At 35.4% G+C, this 21,244-nt stretch carries 22 protein-coding genes; 12 read left to right on the plus strand and 10 right to left on the minus strand.

Translation table 11 applies throughout. The annotated features are described in order from the left end of the window. The first annotated feature begins 9 nt into the window (after positions 1-9). The 4 genes from IGL30_RS05340 (at position 10) to holA (ending at position 3,836) form a co-directional block, all read left to right on the plus strand. Entirely contained in the window at positions 10-492 is a 483-nt protein-coding gene (locus IGL30_RS05340; RefSeq protein WP_010719343.1) for a ComE operon protein 2, read from the plus strand. Further along, entirely contained in the window at positions 485-964 is a 480-nt protein-coding gene (locus IGL30_RS05345) for a hypothetical protein (RefSeq protein ID WP_260221624.1), read from the plus strand. The genes IGL30_RS05340 and IGL30_RS05345 overlap by 8 nt, the downstream gene beginning before the upstream one ends. 148 nt (positions 965-1,112) lie before the next feature. Beyond that, positions 1,113-2,756 carry a DNA internalization-related competence protein ComEC/Rec2 gene (locus IGL30_RS05350; RefSeq protein WP_260221626.1) on the plus strand — a complete coding sequence of 548 codons (1,644 nt, stop codon included), beginning with the start codon at positions 1,113-1,115 and terminating at the stop codon, positions 2,754-2,756. A 36-nt stretch (positions 2,757-2,792) separates the two neighbouring features. Then, the gene (gene holA / locus IGL30_RS05355) at positions 2,793-3,836 is read left to right on the plus strand and encodes a DNA polymerase III subunit delta (RefSeq protein WP_123874830.1); all 1,044 of its coding nucleotides are present in this window, start codon (positions 2,793-2,795) and stop codon (positions 3,834-3,836) included. A 212-nt stretch (positions 3,837-4,048) separates the two neighbouring features. Here the strand turns inward: holA and rpsT are convergent, their stop codons facing one another. The 8 genes from rpsT to IGL30_RS05395 form a co-directional block, all read right to left on the minus strand. Further along, a complete protein-coding gene (rpsT, locus tag IGL30_RS05360) occupies positions 4,049-4,303 on the minus strand; it encodes a 30S ribosomal protein S20 (RefSeq protein ID WP_010719340.1) in 255 nt (84 codons plus the stop codon). A gap of 401 nt (positions 4,304-4,704) precedes the next feature. Further along, positions 4,705-4,974 (minus strand): hypothetical protein, encoded by a 270-nt coding sequence (locus tag IGL30_RS05365; protein ID WP_123874829.1) that lies wholly within the window; start codon positions 4,972-4,974, stop codon positions 4,705-4,707. Positions 4,975-5,292: 318 nt separating this feature from the next. Then, positions 5,293-5,424 carry a hypothetical protein gene (locus tag IGL30_RS05370; RefSeq protein ID WP_010719339.1) on the minus strand — a complete coding sequence of 44 codons (132 nt, stop codon included), beginning with the start codon at positions 5,422-5,424 and terminating at the stop codon, positions 5,293-5,295. A 77-nt stretch (positions 5,425-5,501) separates the two neighbouring features. Continuing rightward, the gene (locus tag IGL30_RS05375; protein WP_010719338.1) at positions 5,502-5,957 is read right to left on the minus strand and encodes a DUF441 domain-containing protein; all 456 of its coding nucleotides are present in this window, start codon (positions 5,955-5,957) and stop codon (positions 5,502-5,504) included. Positions 5,958-6,039: 82 nt separating this feature from the next. Continuing rightward, a complete protein-coding gene (locus tag IGL30_RS05380; RefSeq protein ID WP_123874828.1) occupies positions 6,040-7,959 on the minus strand; it encodes a heavy metal translocating P-type ATPase in 1,920 nt (639 codons plus the stop codon). A gap of 180 nt (positions 7,960-8,139) precedes the next feature. Further along, entirely contained in the window at positions 8,140-8,973 is an 834-nt protein-coding gene (locus IGL30_RS05385; RefSeq protein ID WP_053766368.1) for an undecaprenyl-diphosphate phosphatase, read from the minus strand. 165 nt (positions 8,974-9,138) lie between these two features. Then, positions 9,139-9,843 carry a histidine phosphatase family protein gene (locus tag IGL30_RS05390; protein ID WP_034700670.1) on the minus strand — a complete coding sequence of 235 codons (705 nt, stop codon included), beginning with the start codon at positions 9,841-9,843 and terminating at the stop codon, positions 9,139-9,141. A 27-nt stretch (positions 9,844-9,870) separates the two neighbouring features. Then, complete coding sequence (locus IGL30_RS05395) at positions 9,871-10,497, minus strand: MBL fold metallo-hydrolase (RefSeq protein ID WP_430618558.1); 627 nt, start codon at positions 10,495-10,497, stop codon at positions 9,871-9,873. Between the two features lie 647 nt (positions 10,498-11,144). Between IGL30_RS05395 and IGL30_RS05400 the strand changes: the two genes are divergently transcribed. After that, positions 11,145-13,508 (plus strand): ATP-dependent DNA helicase, encoded by a 2,364-nt coding sequence (locus IGL30_RS05400; protein ID WP_088745730.1) that lies wholly within the window; start codon positions 11,145-11,147, stop codon positions 13,506-13,508. 134 nt (positions 13,509-13,642) lie between these two features. Here the strand turns inward: IGL30_RS05400 and IGL30_RS05405 are convergent, their stop codons facing one another. Then, on the minus strand, positions 13,643-14,134 hold the full coding sequence (locus IGL30_RS05405) for a YajQ family cyclic di-GMP-binding protein (protein WP_123874827.1): 492 nt from the start codon (positions 14,132-14,134) through the stop codon (positions 13,643-13,645). Between the two features lie 158 nt (positions 14,135-14,292). Between IGL30_RS05405 and IGL30_RS05410 the strand changes: the two genes are divergently transcribed. The 4 genes from IGL30_RS05410 to IGL30_RS05425 all read left to right on the plus strand — a co-directional run bounded on the left by IGL30_RS05410 (position 14,293) and on the right by IGL30_RS05425 (position 17,148). Further along, entirely contained in the window at positions 14,293-15,234 is a 942-nt protein-coding gene (locus IGL30_RS05410) for a YitT family protein (protein ID WP_010737469.1), read from the plus strand. Between the two features lie 131 nt (positions 15,235-15,365). Then, positions 15,366-15,710 (plus strand): metal-sulfur cluster assembly factor, encoded by a 345-nt coding sequence (locus tag IGL30_RS05415; protein WP_010719329.1) that lies wholly within the window; start codon positions 15,366-15,368, stop codon positions 15,708-15,710. 243 nt (positions 15,711-15,953) lie between these two features. After that, positions 15,954-16,247, plus strand: coding sequence for a hypothetical protein (locus IGL30_RS05420; RefSeq protein WP_053766364.1), 294 nt, complete (start codon positions 15,954-15,956; stop codon positions 16,245-16,247). A 160-nt stretch (positions 16,248-16,407) separates the two neighbouring features. Next, on the plus strand, positions 16,408-17,148 hold the full coding sequence (locus IGL30_RS05425) for a hypothetical protein (RefSeq protein WP_375371638.1): 741 nt from the start codon (positions 16,408-16,410) through the stop codon (positions 17,146-17,148). 5 nt (positions 17,149-17,153) lie between these two features. Here the strand turns inward: IGL30_RS05425 and IGL30_RS05430 are convergent, their stop codons facing one another. Then, on the minus strand, positions 17,154-18,323 hold the full coding sequence (locus IGL30_RS05430) for an IS256 family transposase (protein ID WP_010721693.1): 1,170 nt from the start codon (positions 18,321-18,323) through the stop codon (positions 17,154-17,156). A gap of 1,118 nt (positions 18,324-19,441) precedes the next feature. Here IGL30_RS05430 and IGL30_RS05435 point away from each other — a divergent pair. The 3 genes from IGL30_RS05435 (at position 19,442) to IGL30_RS05445 (ending at position 21,173) form a co-directional block, all read left to right on the plus strand. Further along, positions 19,442-19,720: a DUF2089 family protein gene (locus tag IGL30_RS05435; RefSeq protein ID WP_088745839.1), complete on the plus strand. Its 279-nt coding sequence runs from the start codon at positions 19,442-19,444 to the stop codon at positions 19,718-19,720. Beyond that, entirely contained in the window at positions 19,713-20,003 is a 291-nt protein-coding gene (locus IGL30_RS05440; RefSeq protein ID WP_123874826.1) for a hypothetical protein, read from the plus strand. Before IGL30_RS05435 ends, IGL30_RS05440 begins: the two co-directional genes overlap by 8 nt. Before the next feature lie 408 nt (positions 20,004-20,411). After that, on the plus strand, positions 20,412-21,173 hold the full coding sequence (locus IGL30_RS05445; RefSeq protein ID WP_123874825.1) for a class I SAM-dependent methyltransferase: 762 nt from the start codon (positions 20,412-20,414) through the stop codon (positions 21,171-21,173). The last annotated feature ends 71 nt before the right edge of the window (positions 21,174-21,244 follow it).

Below are 21,244 nucleotides of genomic sequence, written 5' to 3' on the forward strand. Positions count from 1 at the left end.
GTGGCTAATATGAGCAATGAACGGATTCCTTGGGACCAATATTTTATGGCTCAAGCAGTATTATTATCATTGAGAAGTACTTGTACACGATTAGAAGTCGGCGCAACTTTAGTAAGAGAAAAACGGATCATTGCTGGAGGCTACAATGGCGCTGTTAGTGGGGATGTTCATTGCATTGATGAAGGCTGTTATATCGTCGATGGTCATTGCTTGCGAACGATCCATGCGGAAATGAATGCTTTATTACAATGTGCAAAACTAGGCATACCTACGGAGGGCGCAGAGATTTACGTGACTCATTTCCCTTGTTTAGCTTGTACAAAAGCCTTATTACAAGCAGGAATCAAAAAAATCAACTATTTACATGATTATCGAAATGATCCGTATGCACAATCATTGATCGAACAATTAGGTGCAACTGTTCATCAAGTATCATTGGATTCTACTCACTTTTCTAAACTCCAAAAAGAATTATCAGGAGAACATGTTTAGTAGATTTTGTGATCAAACACAGAATCGATTCATTTTTCCAGCGATTTCTTCGATTTTTATTTGTTTGTTTTATTATACAGACAGATGGCATTATCGTTTGATTTTCGCTGGATTTTTTTTGTTTTTTTTACGGAAAGAAAATAAACAAATTATTGGTTTAAGTCTCATTTGTAGTACGCTGGTTTTATTTTCTTGCTGGTTTAAAGAAACAAAACCAATCGATGATCAAAGGACGTTGGAACGTATCATGGTCGCCTCAGACACAGTGAAAATGAATGGAGATTTAGTGACTTTTATTGGGCACACAACGGACAAGCAAAAGATTTCTTGCAGCTATTATGCCAAATCTGAACAAGAAAGAAATTCTTTTCTTGTTCTTAGACATGAAGCGATTGAATTAATTGTAGTCGGGGATTACCAAGAAACTTCCAAACAAAGGAATCCTTATGGGTTTGATCAAAAAAAAGTATGACCAAATACATCGGATCAAAGGACGATTTCAGATACGCCAGATCAAAGAACATTTGAATCGTAATGCTTGGCAGAATATGCTGAGCAGAACACGAGGAAGGTCTATTACGTTTATTCAAGAACACTTTAGTCACAAGGTGAGTATCTATATGAATGCTTTGATCTTTGGCTATAAAGATAGTCAGTTTTTAGCATCAGAAGACACATATAAAGAAACTGGCTTACTTCATTTATTCAGTTTGTCAGGCATGCACATCCAAACTTACTTAGGTTGGCTCTATTATCTGTTTCGCAGAGGAGGGATGACATTAACTGCTAGTTATCTCCCACTAGTTGGGGGGACTTTGGGGTATTTTAGCTTATCTGGGGGCTCTGTGTCAGTGAAAAGAGCGGGGCTGTCATTCTTATTGAAATTAGGGCTAAAACTCCTCAATGTCAAATTTTCTTCTTTCGATCATTATTCGATTATTTTATGGATACTTTTGCTGATCGAGCCACTTTGTCTTTTCCAAGTAGAGGGCCAGCTAAGTTTAGGAATGAGCTTCTTCTTTCTTTTGTTGTCTCACCCAACCACTAAGTTTCAAAAGTTCACTACTATCGTGTTATTTAGTATCGGCATCATGCCACTGACAGTTTGGCATTTTTATGAGTGGCCACTATTAGGGAGTATGTTGACTCTTCTTTTTGCTCCTGTTTTTAAGAAAGTATTTCTTCCTTGTTTGACGTTTTTATTTGTTTTTGGCAGGGTATTACCTCCAAGTGTTAGCGAGTTGCTTGATTCTTTTTTAGTCCATTTCGAGAGATTACTAGATTCGTTGAGATTTGCCAATCTAGTGATTAGGCGACCGAATGGCTGGTTGTTAATATTTAGTTTAGGCTTTCTTTTATGGCTTATAGAGAAAAAGCAACATGAACCATTTCAATGCGTGACCGCTGCACTCCTTGTACCCATTATTCTCATTTTTGGTCGTTTTCTTCAATTCGGAAGTAGCATCACTTTCACCGATGTAGGGCAAGGAGACAGTATTTTTTTTAAAGCGCCGTTTTTAAAAGAAATCGTTATAATTGATACTGGTGGAAAATTGAGTTTTCAAAAAGAAGCTTGGCAAGAGCGAAGGGTTAGACCACCTGCAGAGTTCAATCTTGTCCCATTTTTAAAAGGAAATGGCATCCGACACATCAATAAACTGATATTGACGCATGACGATATCGATCATGTGGGAGAAGTCACGACATTAGCAAAACATTTCAAGATCGATACGATTTATATTGGTTGGGGAGCTGGCAAAAGCACCTGGCTCCATACGCAGTTGCAGAAATTGGAAAAAGCAGGAACCACTATTTGTGAAGTCAGGCAGGGTGATTGGATCAAAGGTTATTTTGATTTTTTTGTGTTGTCTCCGATTACCCAGGGGAAGGGCGAAAATGAAGATTCGATTGGCTTGTCAATGACTCATCAGTCCTGTCGTTTTCTCTTTTTAGGTGATTTAGATCAGCACGCAGAAGATAAGATCGGAAACGCTTATCCAGATTTAAAAGCGGATGTGATCAAATTAGGACATCATGGCAGCCGCACATCTAGTTATCCACAGTTCATTTCGCAATTAGAAGCAACCTATGGTGTTTTATCCTGTGGCGTGAATAATTTATTTGGTCATCCTCATGAAGACGTACTAGCGACGTTAAAGCAGAATAAAGTCACTCCTTTGCGTACCGACCGTCAAGGCGCAATTACTTTTAAATGGCATCCCTTTTGGTATCCAAACGGAAAGATCCACACAATGATGGACTAGCAATTCCCAGCTACTCATGGTAGGATAAATTTGAAAGTGGTGAACGAAATGAGTATTCAAGCAGATTTACAAAAAATCCGTAAAGAAAAGCTTGCGCCTTGTTATTTGATTCTAGGTACTGAAAAATATTTACAGGATCAGGTAAGAGCAGAAATCCAGAAAAAAATTCAAATCGATAGTCAAGATGACTTGAATTTCTTAAGTTTTGATATGGGGAATGCTAGTATTGATGAGGTGGTTGCTGAGGCAGAGACTTTGCCATTTTTTGGTGATCAACGCCTAGTATTTGTAGAAAATCCCTACTTTTTAACAGCTGAAAAAGTGAATAATGGGATTGAACAAAATACGGATCTACTGATTGATTATTTAAAAGAACCTTTAGAATCAACAGTTTTAGTGTTTTTTGCTCCCTATGAGAAATTAGATGAGCGGAAAAAAGTAACGAAACAATTAAAAAAAGCTGCTGTGACCATCAATGTTCAGCAATTGAATGAAAAAGAAGTACGTCAGTATTTATTGAATACACTGGAAAATGCACCGTTTCAAATGGACCGTAAAGCGATTGATCTGTTTTTAAGGTTAACGGATCTCGATCTATCAAAAATGATGAGGGAATTGAATAAATTACTATTGTATGGGCAACAACAAGAACTGATCACTGTTAAAGAAGTGGAACAGTTAGTCCCTAAAACCTTGGAACATAATCTTTTTGATATGACACAATATATTCTTTCCGGGAAAACAGAACAAGCGCTGCGGTTGTTTGAAGACTTAATTATCCAAGGAGAAGAAACCATTAAGATCAATGCCATCTTGCTTTCACAAATACGTTTGTTTTTACAGACCAAGTTTTTGATGAAAATCGGTTATCAGCAGGCTAATATTGCTGAGACTTTAAAGATACATCCTTACCGTGTAAAATTGGCGATGCAAGAGGTACGTAAATTTGATGAAAAGATCCTAAGGCGTTTATTTGACGATCTGGTTGAAATGGATTACCAAATCAAAAGTGGTAAAATCGAAAAAGAATTAAGCTTTCAATTATTTGTCTTACGAACAGGTCAGCTTTTGAAGAGTTAAAAAGAAGAGAAAAACAATCGAAATAAATCCAAAAAGAACGCTTGAAACGATGATGTTTTGAGCGTTTTTTAGACATCAATTGTTTTAGAGTAGGAAGTGCTGAGTCAGCCGCAGCTGGTTTACTAATAAAAAGAATGGAAAGAAACCCAACAGAAGGGTGATCGAATAGACTGTTTGAGACAAAATAAAAAAACCGGCCGTAGCCGATTTCCTTATTTAGCGATTTTTTTGCTTAAACGAGATTTGTCGCGGTTAGCTTTGTTTTTATGAATTAGACCTTTTGTTTCAGCCATATCAATAGCTTTAACAGCTTCTTTATATAACGCATCTACGTTTTCAGCACCTGAAGCTACAGCATCTTCAAATTTTTTGATTGCAGTACGCATAGCGCTTGTTTGAGATGAATTTTTAACGTTCGCATTTTCGCTTGTACGAACACGTTTGATTGCAGATTCAATGTTTGGCATTAGTTTCACCTCCGATAAATTAAGTTCTTACGCGTGTTACCGCATAATTCAACATTCATTATTATACCTAAATGAAGTAATCTTTGCAATATGAACATGACAAGTTTTTTTCCTTAACACTAAAAGAAACTTAATTCTAGGCTCTACTAGCGTTGAAAGAGAAGGGAAAAGGACAAATAAAAAACGCTATTGTGGGAGACAATAGCGTTCAACCAAAGCAGATAAATTTATCTTTTTAAACAAAATTTGAATGGGACTGTTTGGTACTCGAACATTATATAACAAAGCGAACCGTTTGCAAAGCTTTTTTTGAAAAGGGATACGTTCCTTGTAGACTAAGCAATCATAACGATACCATTCTTTAGTTATTTTATAACCGTTAACCGTTGGTGTAGCTAAATTTATTCCGGAGTCCCAATAATTTTAATGTATTCATCAATATTTTTGATTATCATTTTTTTGATGACTAATTGATTGCGGCGGTTCCATTTTCCACTGACTTCTAATACATATTTATTTAAAGGGAGCCGAAGAATATATTTTGCCAAGTAACGATCTTTCAACAGACCGTTAATGACACGATCTTCCAGTTGAAGATTTAAGCCAGTCAACATCATAGGTTGTTCTTGTAAGACATACGTATCAATTAAAAGACCTTCAAAGGTTTCCATGAGCGTTTTCCTTTCTATATATAAAGCATAATAGCGAATGATTAAAAATATAAGTGATGCTATCTTGTGTTCTAGTATAACAAAAAATGAAAGGAGGAGCCAAAAAGAAATGAGGATTATTTAATAATATTTTAGGAAACATAAAAGGGTGTAAGTGGCGTAGGGGTAAGAGGAAGAGGTTAGAACATTAAAAAAATACTTGATAAAAACCACGCAACTTTTATCAAATAGATTTCAGGAGTAAAGGTACATGGAAAAACAATAAACCCGATAGATAAAGTTTGTTCCCTTCATCTATCGGGTTTACTTTTTTCACGATCAATTAAAGTAGGTATTGAACACATTTTGGATCAGATCTGGAAATAAAAGATAAGCTAGTCCTAAAATCAATACGATCGCTAATAAAAACCAACCAACCGTGCCGATAAAGTATTTTAATTTTTCTAACATGTGATCACCTCGGAATAAGTATATCACGAACGATTCGATTCAGAGGACTCAAAACACTTTATCTGTGATCGTTTTTTTCATTTACTTAAAGAAAATAATTGCAAGAGACAATAGGTAATACCAGAAGCAATCACCGGACCAGCAGCGATCCCTTTTAAGAAAACGACTCCGAGAATTGTTCCAAAAACCAATGCAACAGTAATCTGCGGGTCTGAAGCAATCAAACCGACTCCTTTGGAAGAAAGGACGGCTACTAGACCACCACAAAACACAGCAATCCAACCGATGGGTGATTTAAAGGCATCTAGTAAATCTTTTAAGCCAATCTCGCCAGTAGCGATTGGAACTAAAATAGCAGCTGTGATGATGGTGACTCCTAGATTAATTCCTTTGCCTTGAAGCCAAGTAAGAAACACTTTCGATGTCGGTATCAATTTGACTAGTAATATAAAACCTGTAGCGATGATCAAGCTTTGATTTTTAGCAAGCAGGGCAACAAGCATGATCAATCCAAGAAAAATCCAACTTTCCATAAAAAAAGAACCTCACTTTCCTGCCATCAATCATATCATTTTTTCAACGGTTACAAAAGTGAGGTTCATCAGAGTGGAAAAACTAGATAGAGTGGTGATTCGGCTGTAAGGGACAGCCAGTGCAACGTGATTTTTTGGAAGTATCTTCAGGTAAGGGTTTCAATAAACGTAACCCATTTAAGATAACCAAGATCGTGCTTCCTTCATGACCAATCACGCCAAGAGGTAAATTTAAAAATTGCAGAAAGTTAGAAAGGATCAGTAAACAAATCACTGTAAGAGAAAAAATAATATTTTGCTTAATGATTTTCTTCATTCTTAGTGAAAGACGGTGGGCATAACTTAATTTTTGCAAGTCATTTTTTACCAAGACGATATCAGCGATTTCCATAGCGACATCCGTTCCTTGTCCCATGGCTACTCCTAGTGAAGCAGTTGCAAGAGCTGGGGCATCATTGACACCATCACCAACCATTGCTGTGACAGTATACTTTTCTTTTTGCTGTTGTGCATAGTGTGTTTTATCCGATGGTGTGCAGTTAGCCAGTAAGTGTTGAACGCCAATTTTCTCTGCAATAGCTGCAGCAGTCCCTTGGTTATCTCCAGTGATCATGCTGGTATCAATTTGCTGGTTATTGAAATAGTCAATGACTTGTTGGGCATTTTCTTTCGGTACATCTAATAAGCCGATGAGTGCTATCAATTGATTGTCTTTGGTTAAAACAATCACTGTCTTTCCCTGTTGTTCGAGTAAATGAATTTTATCAAGAAGTTCTTTTTCAGCTATCGACGTTTTTTCTGGTTCCCATTTACCTACAATCCACTGAGCTTCTTGGTAAACTGTTCGTAAACCAAACCCCGTGATTTCTTCGATTGGTAATTTTTGGATGTCTTTTGGTATAGCAATGTCAAAATGTGTTACGATTGCTTGAGCTAAGGGGTGCGTTGTTTTTTGTTCCATTGAAACTAAGATTTGTTGCGCCAGATTCTGATCTTTTACAAAATAGCTATCAGTTACTATCGGTTTACCTTTCGTTAAAGTTCCGGTTTTATCAAAGGCAATTGCTTTTAAATCAGCTAATTGTTCTAAATGGAGTCCACCTTTGATCAGCACACCGTTGCGGGCAGCGTTAGAAAGGGCTGCTAGTGTTGCAGGTGTCGCAGAGGCAACCAACGCACAAGGAGAGGCGACAACCAGTAAAACCATTCCCCGATAAAAACTTTCTTGAAAACTCCAGCCAAAAATGAAATATGAAACAAGAATCATTAATGGAACAACGACTAACACACCTTTAACGTAGGTATTTTCAATACGAGAGATAAAAGAAGCGGTCTTTGTAGGGGTGCTTTGTGCTTTTTCAACCAGCTGGATGATTTTAGCAAAAACGGTCTCATCACTTTTTTTAGTCACCTGTAGGATCAAAGGATTTCCTCGATTGATCGTTCCTGCAAATAACTCATCATGAGGGACTTTTTCAACTGGTACAGATTCACCACTCAATGTTGCTTCATCAACCGTTGCTTGTTGACTTTCTAAATAGCCGTCGATTGGGATCGTTCCACCTTTTGGGACAAATACCCGATCATTGATCTTAAGATCAGTTACAGCTATTTCTTCTAATTCTTCGTTTGCAGTTAAATGTTGTGCTTTTTGTGGCTGTAGATTCATTAAAGCGGTAATTTCTTGCTGACTTTTACTGGTCGTATATTCTTCGAGAGCGCCACTTAAACAGAAAATAAACGTAAGCATCGCACCTTCTAAAAAATCACCGATCAAACAAGCGCCAATTGCTGCTAAGGCCATCAATAAGTCAACATTCAATGTGTTTTCCTGCCAAAGTTCGGTCAACCCTTCGCGAGTCTGCTTGAAACCGCCGAATGAGATGGCGCCTAAATAAAAGATGATACTTAGAAAAGGCACAAAAGATTGAGTAGCCAAACCTAAGATTATAAGTAATAAACAACCGATTGTCGGGATAAATGTCTGTATTAAACGAGTCATATTTGTTTCCTCCTTTACAAAATCAATATACCACACCAAAATTCTAATTGATAATAAAAATCGCTAAATGAGAACGATAATAGTTATCATTTAGAATAACGCTTTTTTGGAAAGGAGATAATTAGAATAAATATAAAAAAGCACCGTAATCATACGGTGCTTTGACTTCGTTTTATTCAGTTACATTGCGATAAACCAGTAACCAATCAAAATGACCCCTAAAATGATCCGATACCAACCAAAAATTGTAAAGTCGTTTTTCTTCAAATAACTTAACAAGAATTTGATGGCTAAAACGGAGACAATAAATGATACGAGGGTTCCAACGAGTAAAATAATCGTTTCTTCCATTTTAAAGGAGTTTCCTTCAGCTAGATACTTCACGATTTTTAAACCACTGGCACCAAACATCACTGGGATACCAAGGAAAAATGAAAATTCTGTTGCTACAAATCGAGAAGCACCAATCAAAATGGCTCCGAGGATCGTAGCTCCTGAACGAGAAGTTCCAGGAACTAACGCTAATACTTGGAATAATCCAACCAGTAACGCCGCTTGATAAGTAAAATCGTTTAAGGTTGTCCAACGTGGTGTTTTTGTCTTGTTTCTTTTTTCCACAACAATGAATGCAATCCCATAAACGATTAAGACGATCGCAACTGGTAGAAATTTATGAAAATGTTCTTCTAACCAATCATCTAAAGGTAATCCAATAATAATTGCTGGAATACAAGCGACTACGACTTTAAACCATAATGTCCAAGTATCTTTTTTCTCAATAGTGGTTTTGCTTGGAGAAAAGGGATTTAATTTATGAAAATATAAAACGACGACTGCTAAAATAGCACCTAATTGAATAACGACGTTGAACATCGACATAAACTGTGTGCTAGCGTCTAGCTTGATGAACTGATCTGCTAGGATCAAGTGACCAGTACTACTGATCGGCAACCACTCGGTAATCCCTTCGATAATTCCTAAGATAGCTGCTTTGATGATATTTGCAAAAAACATACGGACCTTCCTTCCCAAATAAAATACAGTATTAAGTATACCGTTCTTTCTAAGGAAAACCAAATGCTTTCTTGATGTTAAGAAAAACTTGAGAAATAGAAAGAGGGCATAAGAAAGCGAGTACTCAAGTGAGTACTCGCAAACCAGTGTTTGATAACAGAACGATTATAAAAAAGAATCCCGCGAGTGTTTTTTTCCCTGCTCTATATAACTAATATCGTTGATTCCTTCAATTGAAAAATTGCCTTTTTCATATGTCACTTTTGTCACGCTGCCATTTAATAAGCCTGCTCGAACAGGTTGATGTACGTCAATTAAGCTGAGTAAAAAGCCAATTGTCAACCCATGAGAAACAACTAGGACGTTGCCACCACCATTTTTTTCGCAATGGTGCGCAATGTCTTCAAATCCTGACCATACACGATTTTTTAAAGTATCGTAGGTCTCAGCCCAGCCAGCAGTATCCAAGTTATAAATAGCATTAGCAATTTGTTCAAAAGTTACGTCCGTCGTGAACATCTCATCATAAGTTTTGAAGTTTAATACTCGGGGGATAACTCCCCACATCTCCATGTCATAGCCACCTTCTAAAGAGCCAAAACACCATTCACGAATTCTTTGATCGATAAAATAAGGGATATCTTTTCCTTTGGCATGTTCACTGAGGATGATACGTGCCGTTTCAATAGCACGACCACTATCGCTAGAATAAGCAAAAGAAAAATCAACGTCTTTCAATCCTTTTCCAAGATAGTGGATTCCTTCTTGGCCTTGTTTGGTGAGTGGTGTGTCACACCAACCTTGAACACGTTCAATCGTATTGAACATCGTTTTTCCGTGTCTGACGATGTAAAGAGTGGTTTTAGTCATATTTACAGCCTCCAATCGATTTGTTAGTTAAGCATTAAAGAAAGGGTTGGTTCTTTTTTCATGTTCAATGGTCGTAGCATCTCCATGCCCAGGATAAACGGCAAATTCATCTGGCAACACAAACAACTGGGTTTGAATACTGTGTAGCAGCTGTTCCAGATTCCCAGTATATAGATCGGTTCGACCGATACTGCCTTTAAATAGTGCATCACCTGATACGACAAAATCATCAAAGATAAAGCTGACACTTCCAATCGAATGACCAGGTGTAGGGACGACCCGAAATGTCATATTCCCTAGACGATAGGGTTTCATTTCAAATTCATATTCAGCAGGTGAAACAATGATATTCGCAATGTCACCATGTCTTCCCAAACCAGAAAGATTCAATATCGGATCGCCTAACCAACTTTGTTCTAATGGACTAACATATACAGGGATCTGATAAAACTGACGAAGTTCTTCGACGGATCCGATATGGTCATAGTGGGTATGTGTTAGTAAAATCGCTACGGGTTGTTGTTGCGTTTTTTCGATTTGTGTTTTGATTTTTGCTGCATCTTCACCAGGATCAATAATCAGTAAAGCTTCATCGTTATAAACCAAATAACAATTTTCTTCGATCATCCCAGTTTTGATTTGTTCAATATGCATAAAGAGTTCCTCCTGATCGCTTACTTAATTCTAGTATAACTCAATTGATAAGATGAAACAAAAGACCCTACTTGAGGAATGGTCCACGGTGAATCTAAATCGAATTGAATGAATAATAAATGAATTAATTGAATTAATTGAATTAATTGAATATAGTAGAGCTGAGTCATGTTTTTTTGTAGACAAGTTCTCTCGCTTCCTAAATAAACAACTTATTTCAATGACAAGATGAAAAATAAAAGTATTGAGAGATTTTAAACAAGAGAACAGAAAATTCTCACTTCTTTTTAATAAGTTGGTGTTAGAGTGAGCTCATCCAAAAATCCTAATTCTATATCCTATTCGAGCTTGCGACAGTGATGTCCAACTCTGAAAAACAAAGGAAAGCATCCGAAAATGCAAAAAGCTATTTTCGGATGTTTTACTTTACTTTCAAGTGAACGATGATGAATGTAAAGGGAGAGAGATATCTGAATAATGTAAACAAATCTATAGCTTTGTGATCCTACTTGTGAAAGGAAGAAGTGACTAAATAGCTGTAATACTTTCATCTGTTGAGGCGTATAAATCGGCAAATTGATAAGCTTGATTTTAGTATTTTGCGATTCTTTTCTTTTTCAGGTAAGCTTATAGTCAAAGGAGTGGGAGTGGTGAAGCAATCAAAAATATCGGTACGTAACCTTGTTGAATTTATCTTAAGGCGTGGCAGTATCGACAATCGTAAAAAAAGTAACCATACCGCACTGGAAGGTGCCAAGATCCATCGGAAGCTTCAAAAAGATGCTGGAGAAGACTATGAAAAAGAAGTCTTTTTAAAGACGACTGTCCACTTCGAGGAATACCAGCTAATCATAGAAGGGCGAGCAGATGGCGTGTTCCAAAAAGAAGGCATCTATTATATTGATGAAATAAAAACTTCGGAACCGAGGTATGAAGACTTAGAAAAAGAACAAATTGAATTATTTTTCCATCAAGCAAGAACCTATGCTTATATTTATTGTCATGAACATGATTTAAAAGAAATTAATTTGCAACTAACTTATTATCAAACTACTGAAGGAATCATTACCCGAAAAGTTGAGCATCAAACCATCGAACAATTAAATGAGTTTTTTAAAAAACTTACAGATGACTATAAAGAATGGCTGATTTTTCAAGAGAATTGGCGTACCGTTCGAAATGCTTCTTTGATGGCTTTGAAATTCCCCTATGACAACTACCGTAAAGGTCAAAGAGAGTTAGCAGTCGCTGCCTATAAAACGATTCGTACAAAACAAAAATTATTCGTCGAAGCACCGACAGGAACTGGAAAAACAGTTTCTACACTGTTCCCCGCTTTGAAAGCAATAGGGGAAGAAGAGGGAGAACGCATTTTTTATTTAACGGCTAAAACAATCACGAGACAAGTCGCTGAAGATGCTTTGGAGGCGTTAAAAGATGTGGGTGCTGAGACCAAAAGTGTGACTTTGACAGCCAAAGATAAGATTTGTTTTTTAGACGAAACAACATGTAATCCAGATCAATGTCCATATGCCAACGGTTATTACAACCGGATCAATGAAGGATTATGGGATTTATTGAATCATGAAAATCAAATCACCAGAGAAGTTATTGAAACTTATGCGAAGAAACATACGTTATGTCCTTTTGAGTTGTCGCTAGATGTGAGTTTATGGTGTGATGTGATTATTGGGGATTATAATTATTTGTTTGATCCGACTGTTTATTTACGACGTTTTTTTGAAGGCGAAAAAAATGAGGATCATCTTTTTCTGATTGATGAAGCCCATAATTTGGTCAGTCGTTCCCGAGAGATGTACTCCGCAAAACTTTCATATCGAAGCGCTAGAAACGTCTATGCACTCATTCCAAAAGAATTTAAAAAGTTAAGACGACGTTTTAATAAGTTACTTAAAGCGTTCGATCAGATCCAGGAAATTTCAAATGAAGATGGGTGGACCTACCACCATCAAAAAGCACCCGCGGACACATTGGTTAATGCTGGTTATCAATTGAGTGAGCACATCCAAGAGTGGTTGGCAGAGTATCCTGAACATGCCATTCAAGAGACGTTACTCCCCTTTTATTTTGACTTACTTCACTTTTTGAAAATCAGTGAATTTTACGATGATCATTATGAAACAACTGTAGAGAAAACTTATCAAGATTTCATCATCAAAGCATTTTGCATCGATCCTAGTGATTTTTTAGAACAATCGTTAGCTAAGGGGAGAAGTAGTATCTTATTTTCCGCTAGTTTTTCGCCATTATCTTATTACCAAGAAACGCTAGGAGGAAAAGAGAGCTTAGCTTATCGCTTGCCAAGTCCTTTTCCAGAAGAAAACCAAAAAATGCTGATCACAAATTATTTAGAAACAACCTATCGTAAACGAGAAGAGAACATGCCTCGATTAATTGAAACGATCCAACATTTTACAAAAGAAAAAATCGGAAATTACTTGATATTTTTCCCCTCTTACCAATATTTGGATCAGGCAGTGACAGCCTTTCAAGAAAAACATCCAGATGTTAAGGTGCTGATTCAAGATACCATGATGAGTGAAACTGAGAGAGAAACATTTTTGAAGCAGTTTCAAATTGATCCAGACGAAACCTTACTAGCTTTTTGTGTGTTAGGCGGAATCTTTTCAGAAGGGATCGATTTAAAAGGAACCCGATTAATTGGCAGTATGATCGTTGGCGTTGGATTACCACAAATGAACCATGAGCAGGAGTTGATCAAAGAATATTATGACGAAAAAGATCAGCTGGGATTTGCTTATGCGTACCAATTACCTGGTATGAATAAAGTCTTACAAGCAGCGGGGCGTGTCATTAGAGATGCCAGTGATCAGGGAATCGTTTTGTTAGCAGATCAGCGTTTTACTCGGTTGGATTATCGCCAATTGTTTCCAAGACATTGGCAGTCAGCGACCACTGTCAGAAACCTTTCTGAACTCACAAAAGAAATCACCGATTTTTGGCACAAAAGTAAATCATTAGAGATGTGAAATTACTCTAGCGCTAGTAGTTTAAAATTAAAAACACCTGAATCAACCATAAACGACTGGTAGATTCAGGTGTCTTATCTGTTCAAGCGCGTATTTGATCAATTGTTTCATTGTCTGACAAGTAAAGCTATCTGTTAACGATAGTTAGTAAACTGAAGTTCGATTGGCAGATCTAATTTTCGCAATAAAGCAATCACCGCTTGAAGGTCATCACGGTTTTTTCCAGTTACACGAATTTGATCTTCTTGAATCTGGGTTTTTACTTTAATCTTTGAATTTTTGATCTCAGTTGTGATTTTCTTGGCATTTTCCCGATCAATGCCATTGATAAGTTCAGCGGATTGGCGTGCTTTTCCTCCAAGGGCATGCTCTGATTCAGAGAAATGGATATTTTTGATTGGAACATTTCGTTTGTTTAATTTACTTAACAAGACATCTTTGATTTGTTCGATCTTGAAATCATCGTCACTGAGAATGGTTAATTTATTGTTATCAAATTTGATATCAATAGTCGAATCTTTAAAATCAAAACGGTTGGTTAATTCTTTTATTGTTTGCTGGATCGCATTTCTGACTTCCTCGATTGTGACCTCTGAAACAATGTCAAAACTTGCATCTTTTGCCATAGTGATCCTCCTGATTTGTTTTTATTTTATTGTATCATAGTCAAATGATTGTGTTGAAGCTTTACTAAAATTATTCTCATTTATGATTCAAGTATTTTAATTTAATTCATAACCTGTTATTCTTACAATTGGAATAACTTTGAAAGGAAGAGGTGCTTGTGAGTAAGATTATGACAGTGTATCAAAGAAATGAAATATTAAAAAAGATTGTGGTTATCTTAGTCACCGGATTGACCGCAGCGGTTGCCTTAAATTATTTTTTGATTCCAGCAAACGTCTTTTCCGCAGGGATGAATGGGATTGCCCAAATCATTGCCTCGTTATTATCTGACTGGCTCCACGTAAAAGTGGACACAGGTGCCTTTATCTTTATTTTGAATATCCCTGTCTTTATTCTAGGGTTCTTGAAAGTAGGCAGACGAGCAACGATTTTAAGTTTTGTCAATGTAGTAGCCGTATCGGTAGCAACTACCTTACTTCCCACTGGGCAGGTGACGGACAATATTTTAATGAATGCCTTAGTCGGCGGTGTTTTGTTAGGTGTTGGTGTAGGGATCTCACTTAAAATGGGGTTTACAACTGGAGGAATGGATATTATTTCTTTAGTCCTTTCACAAACTACAGGGAAAACCGTTGGAAATTATATGTTGATGTTAAATGGTTTGATCGTGGTGATTGCGGGCTTTCTTTTTAACTGGGAGAGTGCGCTCTATACGATTATCTCTATCTATGCCATGACCCAAGTGATTGATGCGATTCATACGAGTCATCAAAAAGTGACCGCCATGATTGTGACGGTCAAACCAGATGAAGTGACCGCAGCGATCGCTCAAAATATGGTTCGAGGAATGACCCTCTTACCATCAATCGGTGGCTATTCTAAAAAAGAAGGTAAAACGATCATGATGGTGATCACTCGTTATGAAATGTATGATTTAGATCAAATCGTCCATGAAATCGACGAAGATGCTTTTATCAATATTTTACCAACACATTCGGTATTTGGCCGTTTTGCTAATGAAAGCGAACAAAATCTTTACCGTTCTACGGGTGTCTTTCCCGAAATAAAGAAAACTCCTTCAAAAACTAAAAAACAATAATTGATTTAAATAAGTCAGAAGAATTTTCTGTTTTCAACCTGCTAAATGAGAATAGAACCTCTCGATTCTCATTTACAAATGAGCAAAAAAAGAGTATGATAAATGAAAATTGCATGAAGGAGTGCTGCAAGATGAGCGAAGCAAACCAAAAATGGTCTGCAGAAGAAGTCAATGAAATCAAGGAACGAATCTTAGCTGCCTTAGAAATGGTCATCGACCCTGAACTAGGGATCGATATCGTCAACCTAGGCTTGATCTATGAAATCGAGTTTGATCCAGAAAACGGAGAAACAGTCATTAAAATGACCTTAACAACCATGGGTTGCCCGTTAGCTGATATCCTAACTGAATCAATCCACGACGCCTTAAAAGAAGTGCCAGAAGTAACTAAGGCAGAAGTAAAATTAGTTTGGTATCCAGCATGGACGACGGATAAGATGAGTCGCTATGCACGAATTGCACTTGGTATCAGATAATTTTGACACGGGTTTCATATTCAACGAGTAAACAATTTTTAAACTCCTTTATCAACTTTTAGAAAAAGTTGATAAAGGAGTTTTTGTTTTGTAAAAATTGATGCTTGATGAAGTAAAATTGTCAAAATATGAATATATTATAAAATTGTTGATAAAAATTGTTATTAATGATGGTGGTATAGAAAGCATTCAGTAAGTTAAAATAAGTATGTAGATAATAAAAAATGAAAAGGGGTTTGTACAATGGAAGAAAAATTGAATTATAAAGAATTGGAAAATTTGTGCGATAAAGAATTGCAGGATGAACTGATGAAACTGAGAAGTAAGTTCGGCGATAATTTTGTAAAAGGTATAGACGAAGTTGGAAACAGACAAGGCCTGAAAAGTTATTTAGAAGAGTGGATAGAAGTTTACAAACATTCTGGTGAAGAAAATAAATTGAATCCACATGTTTCTAAAACTATTAGAAATAACAAGATAAAAGATTTACAAAGATATATAAAGATTATTGAAATACAAGAATCTAGAGTTGACTAATAAACAAGATAAAAATAGGAACTAACTATAACATGTTTATTCCTATTTTTTTTATATCTGATTCTATTAGAAGAAACTAAAAAATAAGTTTAGTACTTTTAGTAACTTTGATTGCAATAGCTGATTTAATTTTTAACTATATATAGAGGAGGGGAAAAACATGAAAGAACAATCAATGGAAATACTTATAGGTAAAAAAATAAGAGATTTATCTAAAAAGAAACAAGATGAATTACTTAAAGTGATTAAACCGCTTACTGAAACTAAATCATTATTTTTTATTTATGAAGAAATAATTAATAACATAGAACATATCATGTCTAATCTAGCTGAAACTTTTGAAAAGGTTGGAGGACTAGAAAAGTATTATTTGGAAAGAGCGGATAAAATAAAAGAGTCAGGATGGGCCTTGTCTTCATTATTAATGGAAGAAGAAATTATTGAAGATGATAAAACTATGTCGGATGAGTTTATATACCAACTTTATAAAGGTAATAAGTATGAAAATTTGTTCAACGAGTTAGAGACTGTGAAATTTCACTGTAAAAAAGATTTTGAAGATACCTTAAATTTGATAATTGAATTACTTCACGTAGACATGAAATATTATCCAATATGTGTGGGAACATTGTTTTCGATTATAGACTATTCTTTTGTTTATCAGTTACTAGAAGGTAATATGAAAAATGATAAATATTTTAATAATAAAGAAAAAGAAAAATATTTAAAAAAAATAGAAATAGATAGGACAGTTTTAAATAAAAAAAGAAGAGAAATGTGTTTCCAATTAGTAATAGAAAAATACTTTAGATATGCTAATTTTGATGTGAATAAGTTAACAAGACACTCGGTACAGGTTGCGTCAAGAATTATGTGTAAATGGAAAAGCCCATTCTGTTGATTAAGTTAAAACATTGATTCTAATGTATCATGTATTTCTTTAAAACCTTTATGAACTCGGCATAGAAACTTTTGATTATAGTTGTTGAATTGAGATACTAGAAATCTCTCCAGAGATTCTTCATTAGGAAATTGCTCTTTTCTTTTGGTATATTTCTTTAATTGTTTGTTAAAACCTTCAATCAAATTAGTTGAATAAATAGTTCTTCTGATTGACGGAGGGAAATTATAAAAGGTTAATATAGCAGGATTCATGAGCAATTTAACCACTCGTGGATACTGCTTTTTCCATTTATCTATCATAAACCTTATTTGATTATTTGCTTCTTCTTTTGAACTTGCTTGATAAACTAATTTGAAATCGCTACAGATTTCTTGTCGATCACTAACACGAACCTTATGAGCGATATTTCTAGATATATGGACACAACATTGTTGAAATTGAGCATTTGGATAAACACTATGAATACTATCGTTAATGCCACTTAAACCATCAGTTACGACTAATAAAACCTCTTTTAAACCACGGTCTTTTAGGTCTTGAAGAATCTCTTTCCAAACATAAGCAGATTCAGTTGGAGCAAGACTAAACCCAAGAACCTCTTTGGTTCCATCTAATCGAATGCCAATTACAATATAAACTGCTTCTTTTGAAACAGTTTGTCTTTTTAAAGGAATATAAGTAGCATCCATGAAAATAGCGACATACTTATCATTTAGAGTTCTAACTTTAAATGCATTTACTTCTTCAGTCAGCACTTTAGTCATGTTGGACATGGTTTGGGGCGTGTAGTGATGCCCATACATTTTCTCAATCAAGTCTGCGATTTCCGACATGGTAATACCTTTTCGGAAGAGGTGAATGACGGTCTCCTCTAAGGTATCATTCGTCCGTCTATAAGCAGGAACAGTCTGTTGCTTGAACTCGCCGTTGCGGTCGCGCGGAATCTGGAGATGAAGTTCCCCGTACTCGGTCTTGACCGTACGGTCATAGGAGCCGTTACGAGAATTACCCGTGTTAAAACCAATGCGATCGTACTTTTCGTAATCGAGGAAAGCCGTTAACTCCGTTTTGAGAAGCGTATTGACAGCTTTTTCCAAATGGACACGGAATAATTCATTCAAATCGCCTTTGTTCGCTAGAGTCTTTAGAATTTCTGTAGTAAAATCGTTCATATGGAAGTCCTCTTTTCTGTGAATGTGTTGTGGTAACTCTATTCTACAGAAGGGACTTCCTTTTTTCTATTTACACAAAATATTTTACACTCTCTCGGTACAACATGGAAGATACAATGTAACTAATATTAATGAAAAAGATTTTATTAAAATTGTAAACATATGTAGTGCTTTTGTGGAGTTCAATAAGCCTAATGAAAGTATTAGCTTTTTAACTGAGTAGAAATAATAATAAAGATGAAATTGTGAGTATGGTGAATGTCGCAGATTAGTCTCCATAAATAATAGATATTTTGGGAACACAAAACGCAAAGAAACAAATATTATAACAAACTAGTAAGAAACAACTAAGCAGCTCTGCTAATGGTTGCATGAATAAGGAAATAGCCCAATTTTACGAAAGCAAAGAGTGGCGGACTGTAAAGGCATTGTCTAAGAGGGTAGATTAGACGTGGATGATGTAGAGGCATTCAACAGACTTTGATAAATTAAGTATAGACACTATTGCAGTTAACAGCGGGGAAGAGATCAAACAGTGGAAGGTGCTACTGTTTATGAACTATTAAGAACGCCGTTAATATTCGAAGAAAAGGTAAAGGCTATTGCATTTTATAGAAACAGACTAAAAGAATGATTTTTAAGATCATTTCACATAACTGTACTTATCTTTATTAAGGTGATTTATTTGGCAATTTAAATACTTTACATACATTTATTGTACTTAAAAAAATCCTACAATAACGAAAAAACTCCGTTAAGAGTATGTTAATCAATAAATTATTTGTTTAGAAGTACCATGAAAAAATATTAGATAAAATATATTTTACGAGGACGGAAGAATTGTGTAAAATCAGTCTTACAGCATAGCGTTCTCTCAGTTGTTTGTTTTGTGTTGAGTTATTCATACTAGAGAACGATATGTTTTTTATAACTAAAATGAAAATGGGACTTAAGAATCAATTTTGCTTCATCAGTTCCATGAATTATAGAAATTTTTAACCCTCTCTCTTTATCTACTCAAATCGCATCTCAAATTTTTTGTAAATCAAGTTGTGTTTTATTTTTAACAATATTAAACTTTGTTTAATTATATTTATGTTTTGTTGGGAGGTTAATGAATGGAATGGTTTTTTAATTTAGAACCTGAGGAACAAGTATTTATTAAGAAATTTTTGTTGGCATCAGGTTCCTTAAAGCAGTTAGCAAAAGAGTATGAAGTTAGTTACCCAACAGTAAGATTAAGGTTAGATAGATTAATTGAAAAAATAAAACTTTTTGATATAAAGCAAGAAGATTCTTTTGAAGTATCAATGATGCAACTCGTGATTAACGAAAAAATAAGTTTAGACATAGCAAAAGAAATTATAAAAAAACATAGGGAGAGTATAGATGAATAATATAATACAATTTTTACTTATTGCAGGTATTATTGGGTTTCAAACCCTAAGTGGTTATATAGGGAATAAATATATGGGAGCGATCTTACCAGTGATTTTCAGTGGTTTAGTTGTTTTTATCGTTTTGACAGGTCATTTAAATCTAACATTTAGAAATATATTAATGCCTATTGTTGGTTTGATTACATTGATCTGTATTTATGAAGGCGGAAAAGAATCAAAGAAAAAAAAGACAATAAAAGAAATGGATAAAATGAAAGTAAAGGACATTTTGAATCAATAATGAGTTATTGGCTGATACACTAACTTAAACTCTTTTAACAGCTTTTAGTAAATGCTGATAGAAGAGTTTTTTTTCTATGTAAAATATTCGGATAGCTGATGTACTGAAAGATTGTACAGTATAGGAAAATAATTGCGAAAGAGGTTGTTGAAAATCAAAAAATTTATAGCTTCCAAATTATCTAACAATCTAAGCAAACGCACGAAACAGTTTTTTAGTAAGCGTTTTCTGTTCCTGGTTTTCATGATATACTGTTTTTAAGTCAATCAAAAGGAGAATGAACATGAGAAAACAACGAGGTAGCTACTCGATATAGTGGAATGGATAGACCTATATCGAGTATGCTTTATCCAATCGACTATATCGCCGTCAACGATTATAAAATCATAATGACTGGAGCGATAAAAGATGATGGACCAATTAAAAAAAGAGTGGCTTAAAAGTGAGGAACAACAGAAAAATTTTACTGGCTGGGATTTTTCCTATTTAGATGGGAAATGGTCGTGTGAAGAGCCTCCGTGGGATTACCGAGAGCTTGTTTTAAATTATTTAACTCCAACTATGTCTCTATTAGATATGGGAACAGGTGGAGGTGAATTGTTACAAACATTTAACCATCCTTATGAACAGACAGCAGTAACGGAAGGGTATCCGCCTAATTACCAGCTATTATTACAAACACTTGACCCTCAAGGTGTAACAGTAAAATTTGTGGGGGAAGAGGACATATTGGATTTTCCAGATGATTCATTTGATCTAGTGATCAATTCTCATGAATCTTTTGCAGTAACTGAAGTGAAGCGTGTCTTGAAACCAGATGGGTTATTTATTTCTCAACAAGTAGGAGATTTCAACGGGTTGAATTTGGCTTCTCGTTTGATGCCAGAAGTAAGGAAAGAATGTTTTGATTTTCATCTTTCCTTAGTGAAAGCAGAACTAGAACAGCATCATTTTGATCTTTTGTTTTGTGACGAAGCCTATTTGAATCAACAATTCTTTGATATGGATAGTTTGATCTTTTATGTACGGACGATTGAATGGGAATACCCAGGATTTACAGTTGAGAAAAATTTCAAAGAGTTATTGGGACTTTATGAAGAGTTGAAACGACATGGTACGATTTATAATTTGCAGCATCGTTTTGCTTTTGTTGCTCGTAACACAAAATAATGTACACATAAAAGTTACTACAAATCATTTTGAAACCCCTTGTGGTGAGCAGGTGATTTAGCAAAAAAGAG

The organism is Enterococcus sp. DIV1089c, from assembly GCF_050530965.1.
In the GTDB taxonomy this organism is placed as follows: domain Bacteria; phylum Bacillota; class Bacilli; order Lactobacillales; family Enterococcaceae; genus Enterococcus_B; species Enterococcus_B hirae.